This window comes from Streptomyces sp. H27-H1 (assembly GCF_026627445.1).
Lineage (GTDB): Bacteria > Actinomycetota > Actinomycetes > Streptomycetales > Streptomycetaceae > Streptomyces.
This window is the reverse complement of sequence record NZ_JAPNLJ010000024.1, coordinates 28,526-44,303: the sequence shown is the minus strand read 5'-3', so window position 1 is coordinate 44,303 and position 15,778 is coordinate 28,526. Positions and strand designations below refer to the sequence as shown.

The window sequence follows — 15,778 nt, the reverse complement described above, 5'->3', positions numbered from 1 at the left end:
TCCATGGAATATTGTATGAGTGGGAAGGGTGGCCGCGCCACCTCGACCCTGGTCCTACGTCCCTGGGAGTGCGTGATGAGCTTCGAAGACCGCCATCTGATACCGCTGGTCGACGAGGGCCTGGGCAACAGCGCCTACCTGGTCGACCTCGGCGACGGCCGGGCCTTGGCCGTCGACGCCGCCCGGGACCTGCGCGCCCTGCGGGCCGCCGCTGACCGGCGCAACCTGACCGTCGCGTTCGCTGCCGATACCCACCTGCACGCCGACTTCCTCTCCGGGGCGCTCCAGCTCGCCGCTGACGACGGCGCCCAGGTGCTGGCCTCCGCCACCGGCCACCGAGCGTTCCCCCACACCGCTCTGGGCGACGGCGACGAGGTGGACCTCGGAGGGCTGACCCTGCGAGCCCTGGCCACCCCCGGCCACACCGACGAGCACCTGTCCTTCCTGCTGCTCGACGGATCGGCCGAGCTGGGAGTGTTCACCGGCGGTTCCCTGATCGTCGGCTCGGCTGCCCGAACCGACCTCCTGGGCAATGAACGCACCGAGGAACTGGCCCGTGCCCAGTACCGCTCCCTCAAGCGCCTGTCCTCCCTTCCCGACTCCACCGGGGTGTGGCCGACCCACGGGGCCGGTTCGTTCTGCTCCGCACCGCCCGGGTCTGAGCGCACCACCACCATCGGCGCGCAGAAGCGGGCCAACGAACTGCTGGCCGCCCCCGACGAGGACGCCTTCGTGACGGCGCTGCTGTCCGGTCTCGGCTCCTACCCCGCCTACTTCGAGCGCCTGAGCGAGGTCAACCGACGAGGTCCGGCCCTCCTCACCGCCGAGCCCGTCCTGCCTGCCCTGAGCCCCGCCGAGGTGCGTACCCTGCTCGGCGAAGGGGCGTACGTCATCGACGTGCGGCCAGTGGCGGAGTTCGCCGCCGGCCACATCCCCGGCGCGGTCTCCATCCCCCTGCGCGGCCAGTTCGCGACGTGGCTGGGCTGGCTGCTGCCCGACACCGCGCCGCTCGTCTTCGTCGCCGACCCCGGACAGGATCTGGCCGAGGTCGCCTGGCAGTCCCTGAAGATCGGCTACGAGCGCTTCGCCGGTCACCTGGGCGGTGGCATGCCCGCCTGGAAGGCCGACGGCGGAGCCGAGCAGAGCATCGACCTCCTCGCACCCGGCCGCGTCGCCGACCGCCCTGTTCTCGACGTCCGGCAGAGCGCGGAGCACACCGCGGGGCACATCCCCGGCGCGCTCCACATCGAACTCGGCGACCTCGCCGCACAAGCCGACCAGACCCCGGCTGGCGCCGTGGTCGCCTGCGGCCACGGTGAGCGGGCCATGACTGCTGCCAGTCTGCTGCAACGCGCCGGACATCATGGCCTCGCGGTCCTCGACGGCGGTCCCACCGACTGGGCATCCGCCACCGGCCGCCCTCTTCAGGAGGGCAAGTGACCACGAGCGACGGCACCCGCCCAACCAGCGGTCTCCGGCTCGGACTGCGCGCCAACCTCGGCCAGTTCACCCTCCTCGTTGCCATCAACGCCTTGGTCGGCGGCATGCTCGGCCAGGAACGCACCGTCCTGCCACTGCTGGCCGACCGAGTCTTCCACCTCGATGCGTACACGTCGGCCCTGACCTACATCCTGGCGTTCGGCGCCACCAAGGCCGTCACAAACTTCTTCGCCGGCACGCTGTCTGACCGATACGGCCGCAAACCCGTCCTCGTCGCGGGCTGGCTGATCGCCCTCCCCGTACCGGCGATGCTGGCGTGGGGCCCGTCCTGGGGATGGATCGTTGCCGCGAACGTCCTGCTCGGCGTCAACCAGGGCCTGACCTGGTCCACCACCGTCATCATGAAGATCGACCTGGCGGGACCCGAGCGCCGCGGCCTCGCCATGGGCTTCAACGAGGCCGCCGGCTACGTGGCCGTCGCCGCAACCGCCATGGCCACCGGAGCCATCGCCGCCCACTACGGACTTCGCCCTGCCCCGTTCCTTCTCGGCGCCGCCTACGTCGTGCTCGCCTTGGGCCTCTCCACCCTCGCCGTCCGAGAGACCCGCGACTACGCCCGCGCAGAGGCCGCCCGCCATCCGGCGCCGGACAGTCCCGATCGGCACAGCGAACTGACCACCAGCCAGATCGCCTGGCTCACCAGCGCCCGCGACAAGGCCCTGTCCGCCGCCAGCCAGGCCGGCCTGGTCAACAACCTCAACGATGCCCTCGCCTGGGGAATCTTCCCCCTGCTGTTCGCCGCACACGGCCTGTCCATCACACAGATCGGCATCCTCGCCGCCCTCTACCCCGCTGTCTGGGGAGCCGGGCAGATGCTCACCGGCTGGTGGTCCGACCACATCGGCCGCAAACACCTCATCACTACGGGCATGCTCGTCCAGGCCGCCGCCATCGCCCTGGTCGCCGCCGGGAATACCTTCGGTGTCTGGGCCGGCGCCCAGATCCTCCTCGGTGTCGGCACCGCGCTGGTCTACCCCACCCTGCTCGCCACCATCGGCGACGTCGCCCACCCTGCCTGGCGCGCCCGCGCCGTGGGCGTCTACCGCCTGTGGCGGGACGGCGGCTTCGCCATCGGCGCCCTCCTCGCCGGAATCCTCGCCGACGCCTACGGCCTCACCACCGCCATCTGGTCCATCGCCGCTCTCACTGCCGCCTCCGGATTGCTCGTCGCGGCCAGGATGTATGAAACCCACCCCCGCACCTGAGCGCGGTAAACCCGCGCCGCGCACAGGCGCGGTCGGCTTGACTCGTGCTGATGGCCGGCGGGGTAGTCGGGCGGGCCGAAGCCGACCGAGGCCGGTCGTCAGGCCGGGTCGCCTGCGGTCGCCTCGATGATGTGGCAGATGACGCCAGGTTCCCCGCGGCCAGCGGCCTGGTCGGCGCGGTCGCGGGCGCTCTTCAGCGTCTCCCGGAGGGTCTGGAGGTCTTCGATGCGCCGGTCGATCTCGGCGAGGTGCTCGTCGAGAAGGCTGGTGACCAGGTCGCAGGGCTGTACGCCCTGACGCTGGAGGTCCAGGATGCGCTTGATCTCCTTCAGGCTCAGACCGAGGGCCTGGGCCTGGCGGATGAAGTGCAGTTCGGGCAGCGCCTGCTCGCTGCATCCGCCCGATGCGGCGCAACGCCGGCTGCTGTACAACTCCGCCCCGGCGTACCCGGGAGAGCGTCGACGCGGAGATCAGGCACACCCGCGAGGAACTGCGCCTTCTGCGTGAGCAGGCCGCCGCACGGCACACCCATCCGCCCATCGCTCGGAGGGAGGAGCCTTGGAGCTGACCGTTCTGGCTGTGCCAGACTGCCCGAACGTCGCCCTGCTGCTCCAGCGTCTCGAAAAGGCGCTACCTGGAGCACGGCCGCCGATCCCGGTCCAGGTGATCACGACAGAGGCCGAGGCGGCTCACTCAGGGATGCACGGCTCCCCGACCCTCCTCGTGAACGGGACGGATCCCTTCGCCGCAGCAGACGCCGCCACGAGTGTGTCGTGCCGGATCTACCGCGCCGCCGACGCGCGCGGCGATGGCGCCCCGAGCGTCGAACAGCTGCGACAGGTCCTTCGGTAGATCAACCGCCGCTCTATGGGTGCGAATTCGCAGTCCGGGTATCGCGGCGTGGCGCAGGCCACTGAAAGTGCGTCCCGTGACGCGAGAAGGGTCGGTGCCGAGGTGGTGCGGATGGTGGGCCGGAGCCCCTCCGGGCAGGGGTTTTCCGCGAGTTGGGCCACGGGGAGGGCACGGCAGGGGCTGATAGGTCTAGACAAAAAGGAAAGCCCAGGTCGATGACCTGGGCCTTCTTGCAAGAGCGGATGACGGGAATCGAACCCGCGCTATAAGCTTGGGAATCACCCGGCCCGGCCCTACTGGCACGTTGTGGGACGGCCTTCCGTACGGCATCAGACGAGGTGCCGGCCGGGATGGTGATCGCGTTGACCGGCATGTTGGCGTTCATCAGCAAAGCCGGGTCTGGTGGGACGCGCATCTCTGCCGCTGTGAGGTTCCCCCGCTGCGCGGGAGTGGCTGATCAGCTGGTCAGGGCGGGCTGGCGTTGTCTCAGGTTCACTGGTTCGCTGGCTGGCTGGCTGGCTGGCTGGCTGGCTGGTTGGCGTAGCGCTTCTCCTCGAACTCGATAGGGCTGAGGTAGCCGAGTCTGAGACCGCTGTGCGGCGCCTGGTCGGCGTCACTCTCGGCGGGCTGCGGCCGGTTCCCTGAGTTGGTCAAGATCACCACTTGGTGTGGTCGAGGACCGGACACCTGGACGGGCTGCCTCCGACGCCGGATACGGTCGCGGCATGGTCACGGCACGGCTTGCCTCAGGCGCGTCGCGGACCCGCCGCCCGGCGGGCCCGCTGCGGCTGCTGTGGCTCGCCGCCCTGCTGTTCGGCTTCCTCTACACCCACGCCGCCGGGGCCGACAGTGCGACCGCACACGTCACCGGCGGTGCGGCCACGGTGCCGCACCTATCAGCGGACAGAGCGGACGGGCGCATGGACGAGGCGCCCGACGGGCACGAGGACGGCGAGGAGCATTCCCACCCGGCGGAGGCCTGCGCCTCGGCCCATCCAGAGCAGGCCGCACTCCTGCCGAGCCCGCCACTCGTTCCCCTGGGAGCGCTGACTCCCGGATGCGGTGCCGCCGGTCCGGCTTCCTGGGCGCCGACGCCTTCCTCCGCCCCGCCTCCGTGGCGAAGCTCCCTGAGTTCTGTGGTGCAGCAGGTATAGATCCGGGCGTTTTCACCCGCTCTGTCACCCTTCATCGCTGACATGGCCGCGCCGATTCGTGCGCCCGCCAGGCGATGAGCCACACCCGCACGCACAAGGAACTCGTACGTGAACCAGGCCCAGCTCCTCGACACCCCCACCCCCGACACCACGACCCCGGCTCCGCCCGCCCGTGGACGCGCCGAACGCCGCAAGGAGGACTCACGGCAGGCGCGCAAGCGTTCACTGGCCGCCCGCTACCTCGGCTACGTCGGCTACTTCGTCGGCGCAGGCCTCATCAGCGGCGCCGTCGTCCACCACCCGCTGGACCCCGCCCGCTACCTCCGCATCGCCGTTTACGGCGTACTGGTCTTCCTCGCCGCGACTGTCATCAACGAGTTCCTCCTCACCCGCGAGCGGCCCGGCTGGGCCCGCACGCTGGTCGTGATCGGCTCCTCGCTGCTCCTGTCTTTCGGCATCGGCATGCTCTCCGGCGGCCTCCAGCACTTCGACGACTTCCCCGCCCGCGGCGCCGTCCTCGTCCCGGCAGGGCTCGTCGTCTCCTTCATCGCCTACGTCATCAAGGACGCGGACATCCCCACCCGCCGCATCTTCGGCCTCGTCGGCTTGGCCGTCCTCGTGGTCGCCGCGCTCGGGTACTTCGGCCTGCGCCAGGTAGCCGCCTCCATGGAGAGCGCGCCCGGTGGGGGGCACAGCCACGGCACCGCCGAGGAGCCGGCCGCCGACGACCACGCACCCGCCGCTACTCCGTCCGCCGTCACGACTCCGGTCCCAGGGGCCTCTCCGGCGGCGACGCCCGACTCTCAGACTCCGATCCAGAGCGACGGTCACGCCCACGGCCACTGAGTCGCCCGCCCTTCAGCAAGGCCTCCGCCGCCGCCCCGGCGACCGACGTCGCCGGGGCGGTCACGCCTATCTGGGACTTCGACAGAGTCGCCCGTTCCGCGGACTTCAGCGGTTGGAGTTGAGGAACCCGATCACGACCGCGCCCCACCAGCACACCTGGGATATGAGCGCGGTGGCGCTGGCCCAGATCAGCATCCCTCTGCCGATCGGCGCGGGGGTGGCAGCGAGGCGGTGGCCGAGGAATCCGGCCTGGAGGCCGTTGAGGGTCAGTACGAGTACGAGCGCGAGTTTGGTGAGTGTCAGCGGGGAGCCGAGGTTGGGGTGGAGCAGCAATCCGCTCGCTACGAGCCCGCCGAGGCCGGCCCAGATCGGCGTGTGGAGGCGGGACACGGCGCCCAGGACCTCGTCGAGCGAGCACCGGCGCGTGAGCCACAGCATGCCCCAGTAGTCGGCGCAGAGCACGGCGCCGAAGCCGAGCACGAGGGACGCCAGATGTACGAAGAGCGCGGCGGTGTGCAGCGCCGCGTCTGCGCGCACGTGGAGGGAGGACCACAGCCCGGCGGTCAGTGCGAGCGTCGCGAGCAAGGCGGCCGCTGCCACGGTCCACCAGGAGTCGTACAGGCGGAGGGGCCGGGGATCGGGCGTGGGGGCGACGGAGGCGGAGGCGGTCGGCGACAGCATGTGGAGGGGGCTCCGGGAGAGGGACGTGCGTGGCCCTTCAGGCGGGACCACGTAGAGCAAGGTGCGTTGGCTGCGCGGGCGCAGGCCTACGACACCTCGGCCGCACGAGCGGACGTGTGGACACCGCGGGCGTGGCGGAGGAGTGCGGGCAGCTTCCGTGCCACGCGCGTGGCCACTTCGGCGTAGCCGATGCCGAGGGCGAGGGAGGTGAACAGCGCGAGCCAGCCGTAGGACCCTTGGAAGTGGGGGTAGATCTGCCAGTGGGTGAGGTAGATGTACAGCGAACTGCCGGCCAGGATCCCGGCCGCTCGGTTGATCCATCCGCGGCTCGGCAGGCTCGGTGCCCACACCAGAGTTGCGAATCCGGCGATGATGAGAGCCTCCCGGAACGGCTGCAGGCCGGGGAAGAAGCCCGGAACGGTGGCCGTCGCCACCGCCGTCACCAGCCATCGTTGGCGTACGGTGCTCGACTTCGCGGCGGCCCAGCCCAGGGTGAACAGCCAGAGGAGGGCGGCGGCCTCGGGGACGTGGAAGCGGTCCGTCAGGCCGAACACGTCGTAGCGGGTGGTCAGTCCGGCCGCGACGACGGCCATGGGCAGGGCGAAGGGGAAGCGGCGTTCGGCGCGGTCCACGGCCCGCAGAGCCAGCAGCGCCACCAGGGCGATCAGCAGGTAGACGAGTGTCTCGACGAACCAGAACTGCATGCGGGGTGTGTCCCCGTGCGGCCCCAGGATGCTGTTCAGCAGGAAGAGGTTGGCCAGGTCGTAGTCGTCGTTGACGAGCATGACGAGGCCGATCCAGGCCATGCTCGGCAGGGCGACCCGGCCGATGGCGCGCCCCAGGTTCCGGACGCGGTCGCGGCGTTCGGCGGACGGCGTGAGGTGGAAGCGGGCGAGGTTGAACCCGGCGACCATCAGCAGCAGGTGGGCGCCGCCCTTGATGTAGAAGACGTCGGGGATGTGTGAGCCGACTACGAAGACGATCGCGGCGGCGCGCAGGGCGATACCGGTCTCCAGGCGGCGCCGGCGTCGGCGCTCGGCCCGGGGGCCGGGGTTCGGGTCCAGTTCCGTTCGCACGTCGGCCAGTTCGCGGATCGGCAGGGTGTGCCAGTCGTCCGGGAGGTGGCCGAGTGCCTCTTCCAGGGCGATGGACATCTCGACGTAGGAGAGGGAGTCGCCGCCCAGCGAGATGAAGCTGCTGTCCTCGGTGACGTCACTGCGGTCGAGGATTTCGGCGTACAGGCACCGTAGGTCCGTCCGACCGGTGGACCGCGCGGGTATCTCCGCGGGGAGACACCCGAGGGCGCGTACGGCCTGGTAGTCGGGCTTTCCGGTGGCCAGGCGGGGCAGTTCGGGCAGGACGTGGACGTGTACGGCGCGGGCCGGGAGGCCGCACGCGGCAGTCACGATCCGGCGCACCTCGACGGGGTCGGTGCCCGCGTGGCCCGCCACGGCCACGACGAGGGTGCCGTCCGCGCCCGTGCAGTAGGCGGTGAAGCCGTGCCGTGCGAGCAGGGATTCGGTCTGCTGGGGGTCGATCCGCAGGCCGAGGACCTTGGCGAAGCCACTGCTGCGGCCCACGATCTCGTACAGCCCGTCGGCTGTGCGCCGGGCGATGTCCCCGGTGTGGAGCTCGTCGGTGGTGCGGCCGAGGCGGAGGTCCGTGGGGCGATCGGCGTAGCCGAGCATGACGTTCGGTCCCGCGTAGACCAGTTCGCCGGTGTCCCGGCCGGGCCAGTCGGGGTGGGGCTGGAGGCGGAAGGTGCCGCCCGGGACCGGCACTCCGATCGCTTGCGGGTGTGTCGCGGCGAGGCCGGGCGGGAGGTAGGCCATGCGGGCGGTGGCCTCGGTCTGGCCGTACATGACGTACAGGTCCCAGCCGCGCCGCCGGCCCAGTCCGGCGTACTCGGTGACCCGTTCGGGCGCCAGCCGGCCGCCGGCCTGGGTGAGGTACCGCAGGTGGGGCAGGTCCATCTCGGTGAAGCCGACCCGGTCGAGCAGGTCGAAGGTGTACGGGACCCCCGCGAGCGCGGTCCCGCGGCGATCGCGGAAGAGGGTCCAGAACGCGTCGTCGGAGACGGAGAGGCCGGTGAGGATCAGGGCGGCGCCGCGCAGCAGGTGGCTGTTGACGACCGACAGGCCGTAGCAGTAGTGCAGGGGCAGGGTGGTCGCGGCGCGGTCGTCCTCGCGGATGCCGAGGTAGTCGGCGATGGATTCGGCGTTGGCCTGGAGGTTGTCGTACGACAGCCGCACCAGCTTCGGCGATCCCGTGGACCCCGAGGTGCTGAGCAGCAGTGCGAGCTCCGGGTGCAGTTCGTGTGCCGAGACGGGGTTGCGTTCGTCGATCACCCATCGGCCGGCGGCGTCCGGCCGGGCCACGGTGTCCGGGTCGTAGGCGGCGGTCAGGGACCGCACGGCGTCGTCGTTGTCACCCGGGACCAGCAGCACCGGGTGCCCGGCCGCGAGGGCGGCGAGGTAGACGACGAGTGCGTCGACGGTGTTGGCGCCGGCGAGCAGGACGAGGCGCCGGTGGTCCGTGCCGAGGCGGTCGGCCGTCTCGGCGACCCGTTCGGCTAGTTCGCGGTAGGACAGATCGCCGTCGGGGCCGAGGATGGCCGGACGGTCTCCGTAGGAGGCGAGATGCCGGGCGAACAGCGTCTGCTGGGGGTCCGCTATGCCCGGCGAGGGATGGTGGGGGGTGAGCACAGCGGGAACCTTAGGTGAGGCTTACCTCATTGGAAAGGCACAGATTCATCACAGGCGGTGCACAGGGAAGCGCGCGGACGGCGCATGACCGATATTTCGGGTGCACGCGCAAGCCGTTATTACGTCGTTCTTGACGGTGAGGTTAGCTTTACCTTATTCATAGGGTCGGTGGCCCGGAGTGGGTCGCTCCGCCGCCCGCTCCCCGGCCCAGTGACGACGCGATGTGCCGGCGACACCACGCAAGCCATGTCATGTCAGGAAGGCATCACCATGCGACGCCCCACGGCCCGCCGACTCGCCGCCCCGCTCCTCGCACTGGGCCTGCTGCTGCCCGGCCTCGCGGCCTGCAGCGAGGAGCCCGGCGACATCGTCGTCTACTCCGGCCGTAACGAGAAGCTCGTCAAGCCGCTCATCGAGAAGATGGAGAAGCAGCTCGGCGTGAAGATCGACGTCCGCTACGGCGACGGCGCCGAACTGGCGGCGCAGATCCTCGAAGAGGGCGACAAGACCAAGGCCGCGCTCTTCTTCTCCCAGGACGCCGGGGCCCTCGGCGCGCTGTCGAAGGAAGGCCGCCTGGCCCCGCTGCCCCAGGCGACGCTCGACCAGGTCGCCCCGTCCTACCGGGGCGCCGCCGGCGACTGGGTCGGCGTATCAGGGCGCGTCCGCGTCCTCGCGTACAACCCGGCCAAGGTCCCCACGCCGCCGGTCACCGTCCACGACCTGGTCAAGCCCGAGTGGAAGGGCAAGATCGGATACGCCCCGAACAACGCCTCCTTCCAGGCGTTCGTCACCGGCATGAGGGTCCTGGAGGGCGACGACGCCACGCGCACCTGGCTCAAGGGCTTCAAGGCGAACGCCCCCAAGGCGTACGACAAGAACACCGAGATCCTCGCCGCCGTCGACAAGGGACAGATCTCCCTCGGCCTGATCAACCACTACTACTGGTACGAGAAGGCCGCCGAGGAAGGCGAGGGCAAGCTCAAGGCGAAGCTCCAGTTCCTGCCGAACGGCGACCCGGGTGGGCTGGTCAACGTCGCCGGTGTCGGTCTCCTCAAGGGCAAGACCGCCAAGGAGAGCGAACTCGCCCAGAAGGCCGCCGACTACCTGCTCTCCAAGGACGCGCAGACCTACTTCGCCGAGGAGACCAAGGAGTACCCGCTCGCCGCCGGCGTCGCCCCCGAGAAGGGCCTGCCCGCGCTGGACTCCCTCCAGGCCCCCAAGATCGACCTGGGCAAGCTCGACTCCCTCAAGGAGACGCTGGCCATGCTGCGGGAAACCGGACTCGTCTGACCGTGCCGGCCGTCACCGTCAAGACCACACCGCGCCGGTCCACCGTGCGCAGGCCCCCGTGGGCGCTGGTCGTCCCGGCCGCGGTAGCAGCGGTCTTCGCCGTGCTGCCGCTCGGCTACCTCGCCCTCCGGTCGCTCGAACGCGGTCCCGGATACGCCTGGTCCATCGTCACCACGGATCAGAGCGGCCTGCTGCTCGCCCGCAGCGTCGGCCTCGCCGCCGTCGTCGTGGCGGCCAGCCTGGTCCTCGGGGTCTCCCTGGCCTGGCTGACCGCCCGTACCGCACTGCCGTGGGCGCGCGGCTGGTCCGTCCTGGCGACCCTGCCGCTGGCCGTGCCCAGCTACGTCGCCGCCTTCTCCTGGCTGTCGGCCTTCCCCGAACTGGCCGGGTTCACCGGGGCCGCGCTGTCCCTGACCCTGGTGAGCTTCCCGTACGTCTACCTCCCGGTCGCCGCCGCCCTGCGCGGGACGGACCCCGCCCAGGAGGAGGCCGCGCGCTCGCTCGGCCTCGGCCCGGTGCGCACCTTCCGGCGCGTCACCCTTCCTCAGCTGCGTCCGGCCGCCGTGGGCGGCGCGGTGCTGGTCGCGCTGTACGTGTTCTCCGACTTCGGCGCCGTCTCGCTGATGCGGTACGACACCTTCACCCGCGGCATCTACACCTCCTACCGCGCCAGCTTCGACCGCACCCCGGCCGCCGCGCTCAGCGTCGTCCTGGTGCTGCTGACCGTGGCCCTGGTCGCCGTGGAGTCCCGTACGCGGGGCCGCGCCGGGTACGCCCGCACCGGTACCGGGACCGCCCGCCCGGCCGTCCCCGCCCCGCTGGGCCGGTGGCGGCTTCCCGCGCTGGGCTGGTGCGGGCTGGTCACTGCCGCAGCCGTCGGCTTCCCGCTCGCCACCCTCGGCTACTGGCTGGCCGTTGGCTCCTCCGCCACCTGGGATCCGGCCGGGCTCGCCGAGACCGCCTGGGCCACGCTCGGCGTCGCCGCCGCGGGCGCCGCGCTCACCACCGTGCTCGCGCTGCCCGTGGGGGTGATCGCCGCCCGCTACCGGGGCCGCACCGCGCACCTGCTGGAGCAGGCCGCGTACGCCGGGCACGCGCTGCCCGGCATCACCGTCGCGCTCTCCCTCGTCTTCTTCGCGGTGCGCTACGCCCGCCCGCTCTACCAGGAACTCCCGCTGCTGGTCTGCGCGTACGCCGTACTGTTCCTGCCCGTCGCGGTCGCCGCCACCCGCGCCGCCGTCCTCCAGGCCCCGCCCGCGCTGGAGGACGTCGCCCGGTCGCTGGGCCGCGGCCCCTGGAGGGTGCTGCGCGAGATCACCGTGCCGCTCGCCGCCCCCGGGGTCGCGGCGGGAGCCGCGCTGACCTTCGTGGTCTGCATGAAGGAACTGCCCGCCACCCTGCTGCTGCGCCCGACCGGCATGGACACCCTGGCCACCCGGCTGTGGACGGAGACCGGCAGTGGATCCTTCGCGGCTGCGGCCCCGTACGCCGCCGCGCTGATCCTGCTCGCGGCCATCCCCTCCTACCTCCTCGGGAGGCACCGCACATGACCGGGCTGCACATCGAAGGCCTGACCAAGTCCTACGGCGGCCCCGACGCCCCACCCGTCCTCGACGGCCTCGACCTCACGGTGCCGGCCGGCGCCCTGGCCGCGGTACTCGGCCCCTCCGGCTGCGGCAAGACGACCATGCTCCGCATCATCGCCGGCTTCCTGCGCGCCGACGCGGGCACGGTCTCGGTCGGCGGACGCGTGCTGACCGGGCCGGGCGTGCACCTGCCGCCGGAACACCGGCAGATCGGCATCGTCCCCCAGGAGGGCGCGCTCTTCCCCCACTTGAGCGTGGCCCGCAACGTGGCCTTCGGCCTGACCTCCCTCGACCGGGCCGACCGCCGCCGCCGTACCGAGGAGATGCTGGAGCTGGTCGGACTGGCGGGCTATGGCGACCGGATGCCCCACGAGCTGTCCGGCGGCCAGCAGCAGCGCATCGCCCTGGCCCGCGCCCTCGCCCCGAGCCCCCAACTGGTCCTGCTCGACGAGCCGTTCAACGCGCTGGACAGTGCCCTGCGGACCGGGGTGCGGGCCGACGTCCGGGCCGCCCTCCAGGCCACGGGCGCCACCGCTGTCCTGGTCACCCACGACCAGCAGGAGGCACTCTCCACCGCGGACGTCGTCGCCGTCGTACGTGAAGGCCGGGTCGCCCAGTGCGACACCCCGCAGGAGCTGTACCGCCGCCCCGCCGACCCCTGGGTCGCCGCCTTCGTCGGCGACGCCGTCCTGCTCCCGGCCACCGCCGAGCACGGCACGGCGAGCACCGCACTGGGTTCCGTACCGCTGGCCACCCCGACGGCGGGCCACCGCACGGGGACGGTCCTGCTGCGCCCCGAGCAGCTGCACCTGAGCGAGACGTCCGCGGCCCGCGGCACCGTGACCAACGTGTGCTTCTACGGCCACGACACCATGGTCACCGTCGCCGTCGACGGCCTGGACACCCCGATCGACGTCCGCGTCGCGGGCCCACTCACCGTCCGTCCGGGCGAAGACACCGGTATCCGGATCACCGGCGAGGCCACCCTTCATACATAACCCGGTCGCGCGGTGTCGTCAGCCCGCGGTCTTCTTGAGGTGCGCGGCGCCGAGGTGGCGCGGATGGTGCGCCGGGCTCCTCCGGCTAGGGCATTTACGCGAGTTGGGGCACGCGGAGGGCACCGTAGGGCCATAGAGGTCTAGACAACGAAGAAGGCCCAGGTCGCTGACCTGGGCCTTCTTGCAAGAGCGGATGACGGGAATCGAACCCGCGCTATAAGCTTGGGAAGCTCATGTTCTACCATTAAACTACATCCGCATAGCAGCCCGGTTGCCCGGAGCTCTATCGTTTCTCACCCTACCCCATGATCGACCCCCGGTGAATTCACCCCGGGGGTCGTGGTGTGTGTGGGGTGCACGGAGGGTCGTGGGGGCGGGAGTTGGGGGCGTAGCGTGTGCGTGCGGAGCGGCGGCTGGAGGGGGTCTTGTTCATCCCCTAATGTGGCGATTCATCGCAGTACGGTTGGTTGGGGAAAGGGACTCGATGGAGCACACCGTCGTCCGTTGTGCCGAAGGGCACGTATTCAGCACCGCTTCGTTTCCGCTGCAGCACCTCGGTGCCGGCCGGATCGGGCCGGGCCGGCTGCTGCGGTGTCCGCGGTGTGCGCGGTTGCGGCATGCCGTGCCCGTGGGGGCAGCGGCGAAGCATTAGTGGCGTGGTGACCGGCGCGCGGGCGTCTGCCTCGATTGGGGCGGCCCGCGCGCTCTGCGTATCCTCGGGACGTGCTTCTCTCTGATAAAGACATCCGGGCCGAGATCGACAGCGGACGGGTTCGCATCGACCCCTTCGACGAGTCGATGGTGCAGCCCTCCAGCATCGATGTACGTCTCGACCGGTTCTTCCGGGTCTTCGAGAATCACCGTTACGCCCACATCGACCCCGCCACCGAGCAGTCGGATCTGACCCGAATGGTCGAGCCGGACGGGGACGAGGCGTTCATCCTCCACCCGGGCGAGTTCGTGCTCGCCTCGACCTACGAGGTCATCTCGCTGCCCGACGACATCGCCTCCAGACTGGAGGGGAAGTCCAGTCTGGGCCGCCTCGGCCTGGTGACGCATTCGACCGCCGGTTTCATCGATCCCGGGTTCTCCGGGCACGTGACCCTCGAGCTGTCGAACCTCGCCACGCTGCCGATCAAGCTCTGGCCGGGTATGAAGATCGGGCAGCTGTGTCTGTTCCGGCTCAGCTCGCCCGCGGAGTTCCCGTACGGGAGCGAGCGGTACGAATCGAGGTATCAGGGCCAGCGCGGCCCGACGGCGTCGCGGTCCTTCCAGAACTTCCACCGAACCCAGGTGAGGCACGAGGCATGAGTGACGGATTGCGCGAGAACCTCGACTACGAGGGTTTCGGCCGGGCCGTGCGCGAGCTTGCGCAGACCATCGCCGACGACGGCTACGAGCCCGACATCATCCTCAGCATCGCCCGGGGCGGCGTCTTCGTCGCGGGCGGTCTGGCGTACGCGCTGGACTGCAAGAACATCCACCTGGTGAACGTGGAGTTCTACACCGGGGTGGGGACCACCCTGGAGATGCCGGTCATGCTGGCGCCCGTGCCCGAGGCGATCGACTTCACCGACAAGAAGGTGCTGATCGCGGACGACGTCGCCGATACGGGCAAGACGCTCAAGCTGGTGCACGACTTCTGCCTCGGGCACGTCGCCGAGGTCCGGTCCGCCGTGATCTACGAGAAGTCCCACTCGCTCGTGAAGTGCGAGTACGTGTGGAAGAAGACCGACGAGTGGGTCAACTTCCCCTGGTCGGTCGAACCGCCCGTCGTGAAGCGCGAGGGACAGGTGCTCGACGCCTGAGCCTGCGGCACAGGTCAGGTGGTTGTGGTCGTGACGAGGGGCCCGTCGCACGGTGTGCCGTGCGGCGGGCCCCTCGTGTGTCCGCGGGCGTACTAGATCGTGCCCAGCTTGATGATCGACAGCAGGGCGACCAGCTGGATGGACGCCGCGCCCAGGGCCTTCGGCCACGGCAGGTCGTGCGACTTGCTGATCAGTGAGGTGAAGAGCGCGCCGGCCGCCACCCAGGTGACCCAGCCCAGCACCTGGACGAGCATGTTGTCGCCGCTCAGGAACAGGGCGAACAGCAGCCGCGGTACGTCCGTCAGGCTCATGACCAGCATCGACAGGCCCACCGTCGGCTGCCACGAACCGTCGCCGCCCAGCTGGCGGGCCAGCGTGTGGGTGACGGCGCCGAGGACCAGGCCGCAGATCACGAAGGCCACGCCCGCCGAGAGCACGATCGGGACGGCCTTGGAGAGGGTGGCCTTGATGACGTCCTCGCGGGTGTCGTCGAGGCCGAAGACCGCGAGCAGTCCGTAGAGGAAGGTCACGATCAGCGCCGGCCCCCAGACGGCGTAGTCGCGCATCTGCAGGAACGTCGCGCCCGGGCGGGTCACGATGCCGCGGAGCAGTTCCTTCCACGGCAGCCGAGGGCCGCTGGGAGCGGCCGCCTGGGCAGCGCCCGCCTGGTAGGTCCCGCCCTGGTTGTACGGGTACGGGTCCTCGCCGATGGCGAAGGCCTGGGTGTACCCCGGGGAGTCGCTCGGGCCGCCCGATCCCTGGCCGGGGCCCTGGCCGTACCCCTGGCCCTGCCCGGCGTTGCCGCCGTGCGGGTCGAAGTACTCGGGCTCGCCATGGCCCCCGGGAGCGGCTTGCTGCGGCCACTGCTGGGGTGGGTAGGGCTGCTGGCCGTACGGCGCGGGGCCCTGGGGCGCCTGCTGCTGACCGTACGGCTGCTGCCGCGGAGGTTGTTGCGGGGTGCGGTTGTTGTCCCGGCCGCGTCCGATCCTGAATCCAGCCACGTGATCGAAAGTACCCGCTCCCGAGGGGCCGCAGGACCGGGCCGGACGAAGAAGTCCCCTTTGCGGCTGAGCTGTGACATCCCCTAGGGGGTATCCCGGGGGCGTCTACGGGGTGCCCGGGGGCCTTCTCGGGGTGGTTTACGTGGCTGCGC

Annotated in this window: 14 protein-coding genes and 1 tRNA gene; 10 read left to right on the top strand and 5 right to left on the bottom strand. The window is 70.8% G+C overall.

The genetic code is table 11. The annotated features are described in order from the left end of the window. The first annotated feature begins 75 nt into the window (after nucleotides 1-75). Nucleotides 76-1,440, top strand: a complete 1,365-nt coding sequence (locus OTB20_RS24610) for an MBL fold metallo-hydrolase (protein WP_267820692.1) — start codon at nucleotides 76-78, stop codon at nucleotides 1,438-1,440. Then, nucleotides 1,437-2,705 (top strand): MFS transporter, encoded by a 1,269-nt coding sequence (locus tag OTB20_RS24605; protein ID WP_267820690.1) that lies wholly within the window; start codon nucleotides 1,437-1,439, stop codon nucleotides 2,703-2,705. The genes OTB20_RS24610 and OTB20_RS24605 overlap by 4 nt, the downstream gene beginning before the upstream one ends. Nucleotides 2,706-2,803: 98 nt before the next feature. Here the strand turns inward: OTB20_RS24605 and OTB20_RS24600 are convergent, their stop codons facing one another. Then, nucleotides 2,804-3,136, bottom strand: coding sequence for a MerR family DNA-binding protein (locus OTB20_RS24600; RefSeq protein ID WP_267820688.1), 333 nt, complete (start codon nucleotides 3,134-3,136; stop codon nucleotides 2,804-2,806). Between the two features lie 127 nt (nucleotides 3,137-3,263). Between OTB20_RS24600 and OTB20_RS24595 the strand changes: the two genes are divergently transcribed. From OTB20_RS24595 to OTB20_RS24585, 3 genes are all read left to right on the top strand, one after another. Then, a complete protein-coding gene (locus tag OTB20_RS24595) occupies nucleotides 3,264-3,557 on the top strand; it encodes a thioredoxin family protein (RefSeq protein WP_267820687.1) in 294 nt (97 codons plus the stop codon). Nucleotides 3,558-4,282: 725 nt separating this feature from the next. Then, the gene (locus OTB20_RS24590) at nucleotides 4,283-4,711 is read left to right on the top strand and encodes a hypothetical protein (RefSeq protein WP_267820685.1); all 429 of its coding nucleotides are present in this window, start codon (nucleotides 4,283-4,285) and stop codon (nucleotides 4,709-4,711) included. 108 nt (nucleotides 4,712-4,819) lie between these two features. Next, complete coding sequence (locus OTB20_RS24585) at nucleotides 4,820-5,557, top strand: hypothetical protein (RefSeq protein ID WP_267820683.1); 738 nt, start codon at nucleotides 4,820-4,822, stop codon at nucleotides 5,555-5,557. A gap of 105 nt (nucleotides 5,558-5,662) precedes the next feature. Here the strand turns inward: OTB20_RS24585 and OTB20_RS24580 are convergent, their stop codons facing one another. Next, nucleotides 5,663-6,238, bottom strand: coding sequence for a hypothetical protein (locus OTB20_RS24580; RefSeq protein WP_267820681.1), 576 nt, complete (start codon nucleotides 6,236-6,238; stop codon nucleotides 5,663-5,665). Between the two features lie 86 nt (nucleotides 6,239-6,324). Continuing rightward, entirely contained in the window at nucleotides 6,325-8,943 is a 2,619-nt protein-coding gene (locus OTB20_RS24575; RefSeq protein ID WP_267820679.1) for an AMP-binding protein, read from the bottom strand. 270 nt (nucleotides 8,944-9,213) lie between these two features. On the opposite strand from OTB20_RS24575, the gene OTB20_RS24570 reads away from it, so the two are divergent. The 3 genes from OTB20_RS24570 to OTB20_RS24560 are packed head-to-tail and all read left to right on the top strand — an operon-like array spanning nucleotide 9,214 to nucleotide 12,817. After that, a complete protein-coding gene (locus tag OTB20_RS24570; RefSeq protein WP_267820677.1) occupies nucleotides 9,214-10,233 on the top strand; it encodes an iron ABC transporter substrate-binding protein in 1,020 nt (339 codons plus the stop codon). 2 nt (nucleotides 10,234-10,235) lie between these two features. After that, nucleotides 10,236-11,783: an ABC transporter permease gene (locus tag OTB20_RS24565; protein WP_267820675.1), complete on the top strand. Its 1,548-nt coding sequence runs from the start codon at nucleotides 10,236-10,238 to the stop codon at nucleotides 11,781-11,783. Beyond that, complete coding sequence (locus OTB20_RS24560) at nucleotides 11,780-12,817, top strand: ABC transporter ATP-binding protein (protein ID WP_267820673.1); 1,038 nt, start codon at nucleotides 11,780-11,782, stop codon at nucleotides 12,815-12,817. The genes OTB20_RS24565 and OTB20_RS24560 overlap by 4 nt, the downstream gene beginning before the upstream one ends. Before the next feature lie 188 nt (nucleotides 12,818-13,005). On the opposite strand, the gene OTB20_RS24555 is transcribed toward OTB20_RS24560, so the two are convergent. Then, a tRNA-Gly gene (locus OTB20_RS24555) sits at nucleotides 13,006-13,076 on the bottom strand. Between the two features lie 464 nt (nucleotides 13,077-13,540). Between OTB20_RS24555 and dcd the strand changes: the two genes are divergently transcribed. Further along, entirely contained in the window at nucleotides 13,541-14,128 is a 588-nt protein-coding gene (dcd, locus tag OTB20_RS24550; protein ID WP_267751728.1) for a dCTP deaminase, read from the top strand. Then, nucleotides 14,125-14,625, top strand: a complete 501-nt coding sequence (locus OTB20_RS24545; RefSeq protein WP_267751730.1) for a phosphoribosyltransferase — start codon at nucleotides 14,125-14,127, stop codon at nucleotides 14,623-14,625. Before dcd ends, OTB20_RS24545 begins: the two co-directional genes overlap by 4 nt. A 92-nt stretch (nucleotides 14,626-14,717) precedes the next feature. Here the strand turns inward: OTB20_RS24545 and OTB20_RS24540 are convergent, their stop codons facing one another. Continuing rightward, nucleotides 14,718-15,626, bottom strand: coding sequence for a Yip1 family protein (locus tag OTB20_RS24540; protein ID WP_267820671.1), 909 nt, complete (start codon nucleotides 15,624-15,626; stop codon nucleotides 14,718-14,720). Nucleotides 15,627-15,778: the final 152 nt, after the last annotated feature.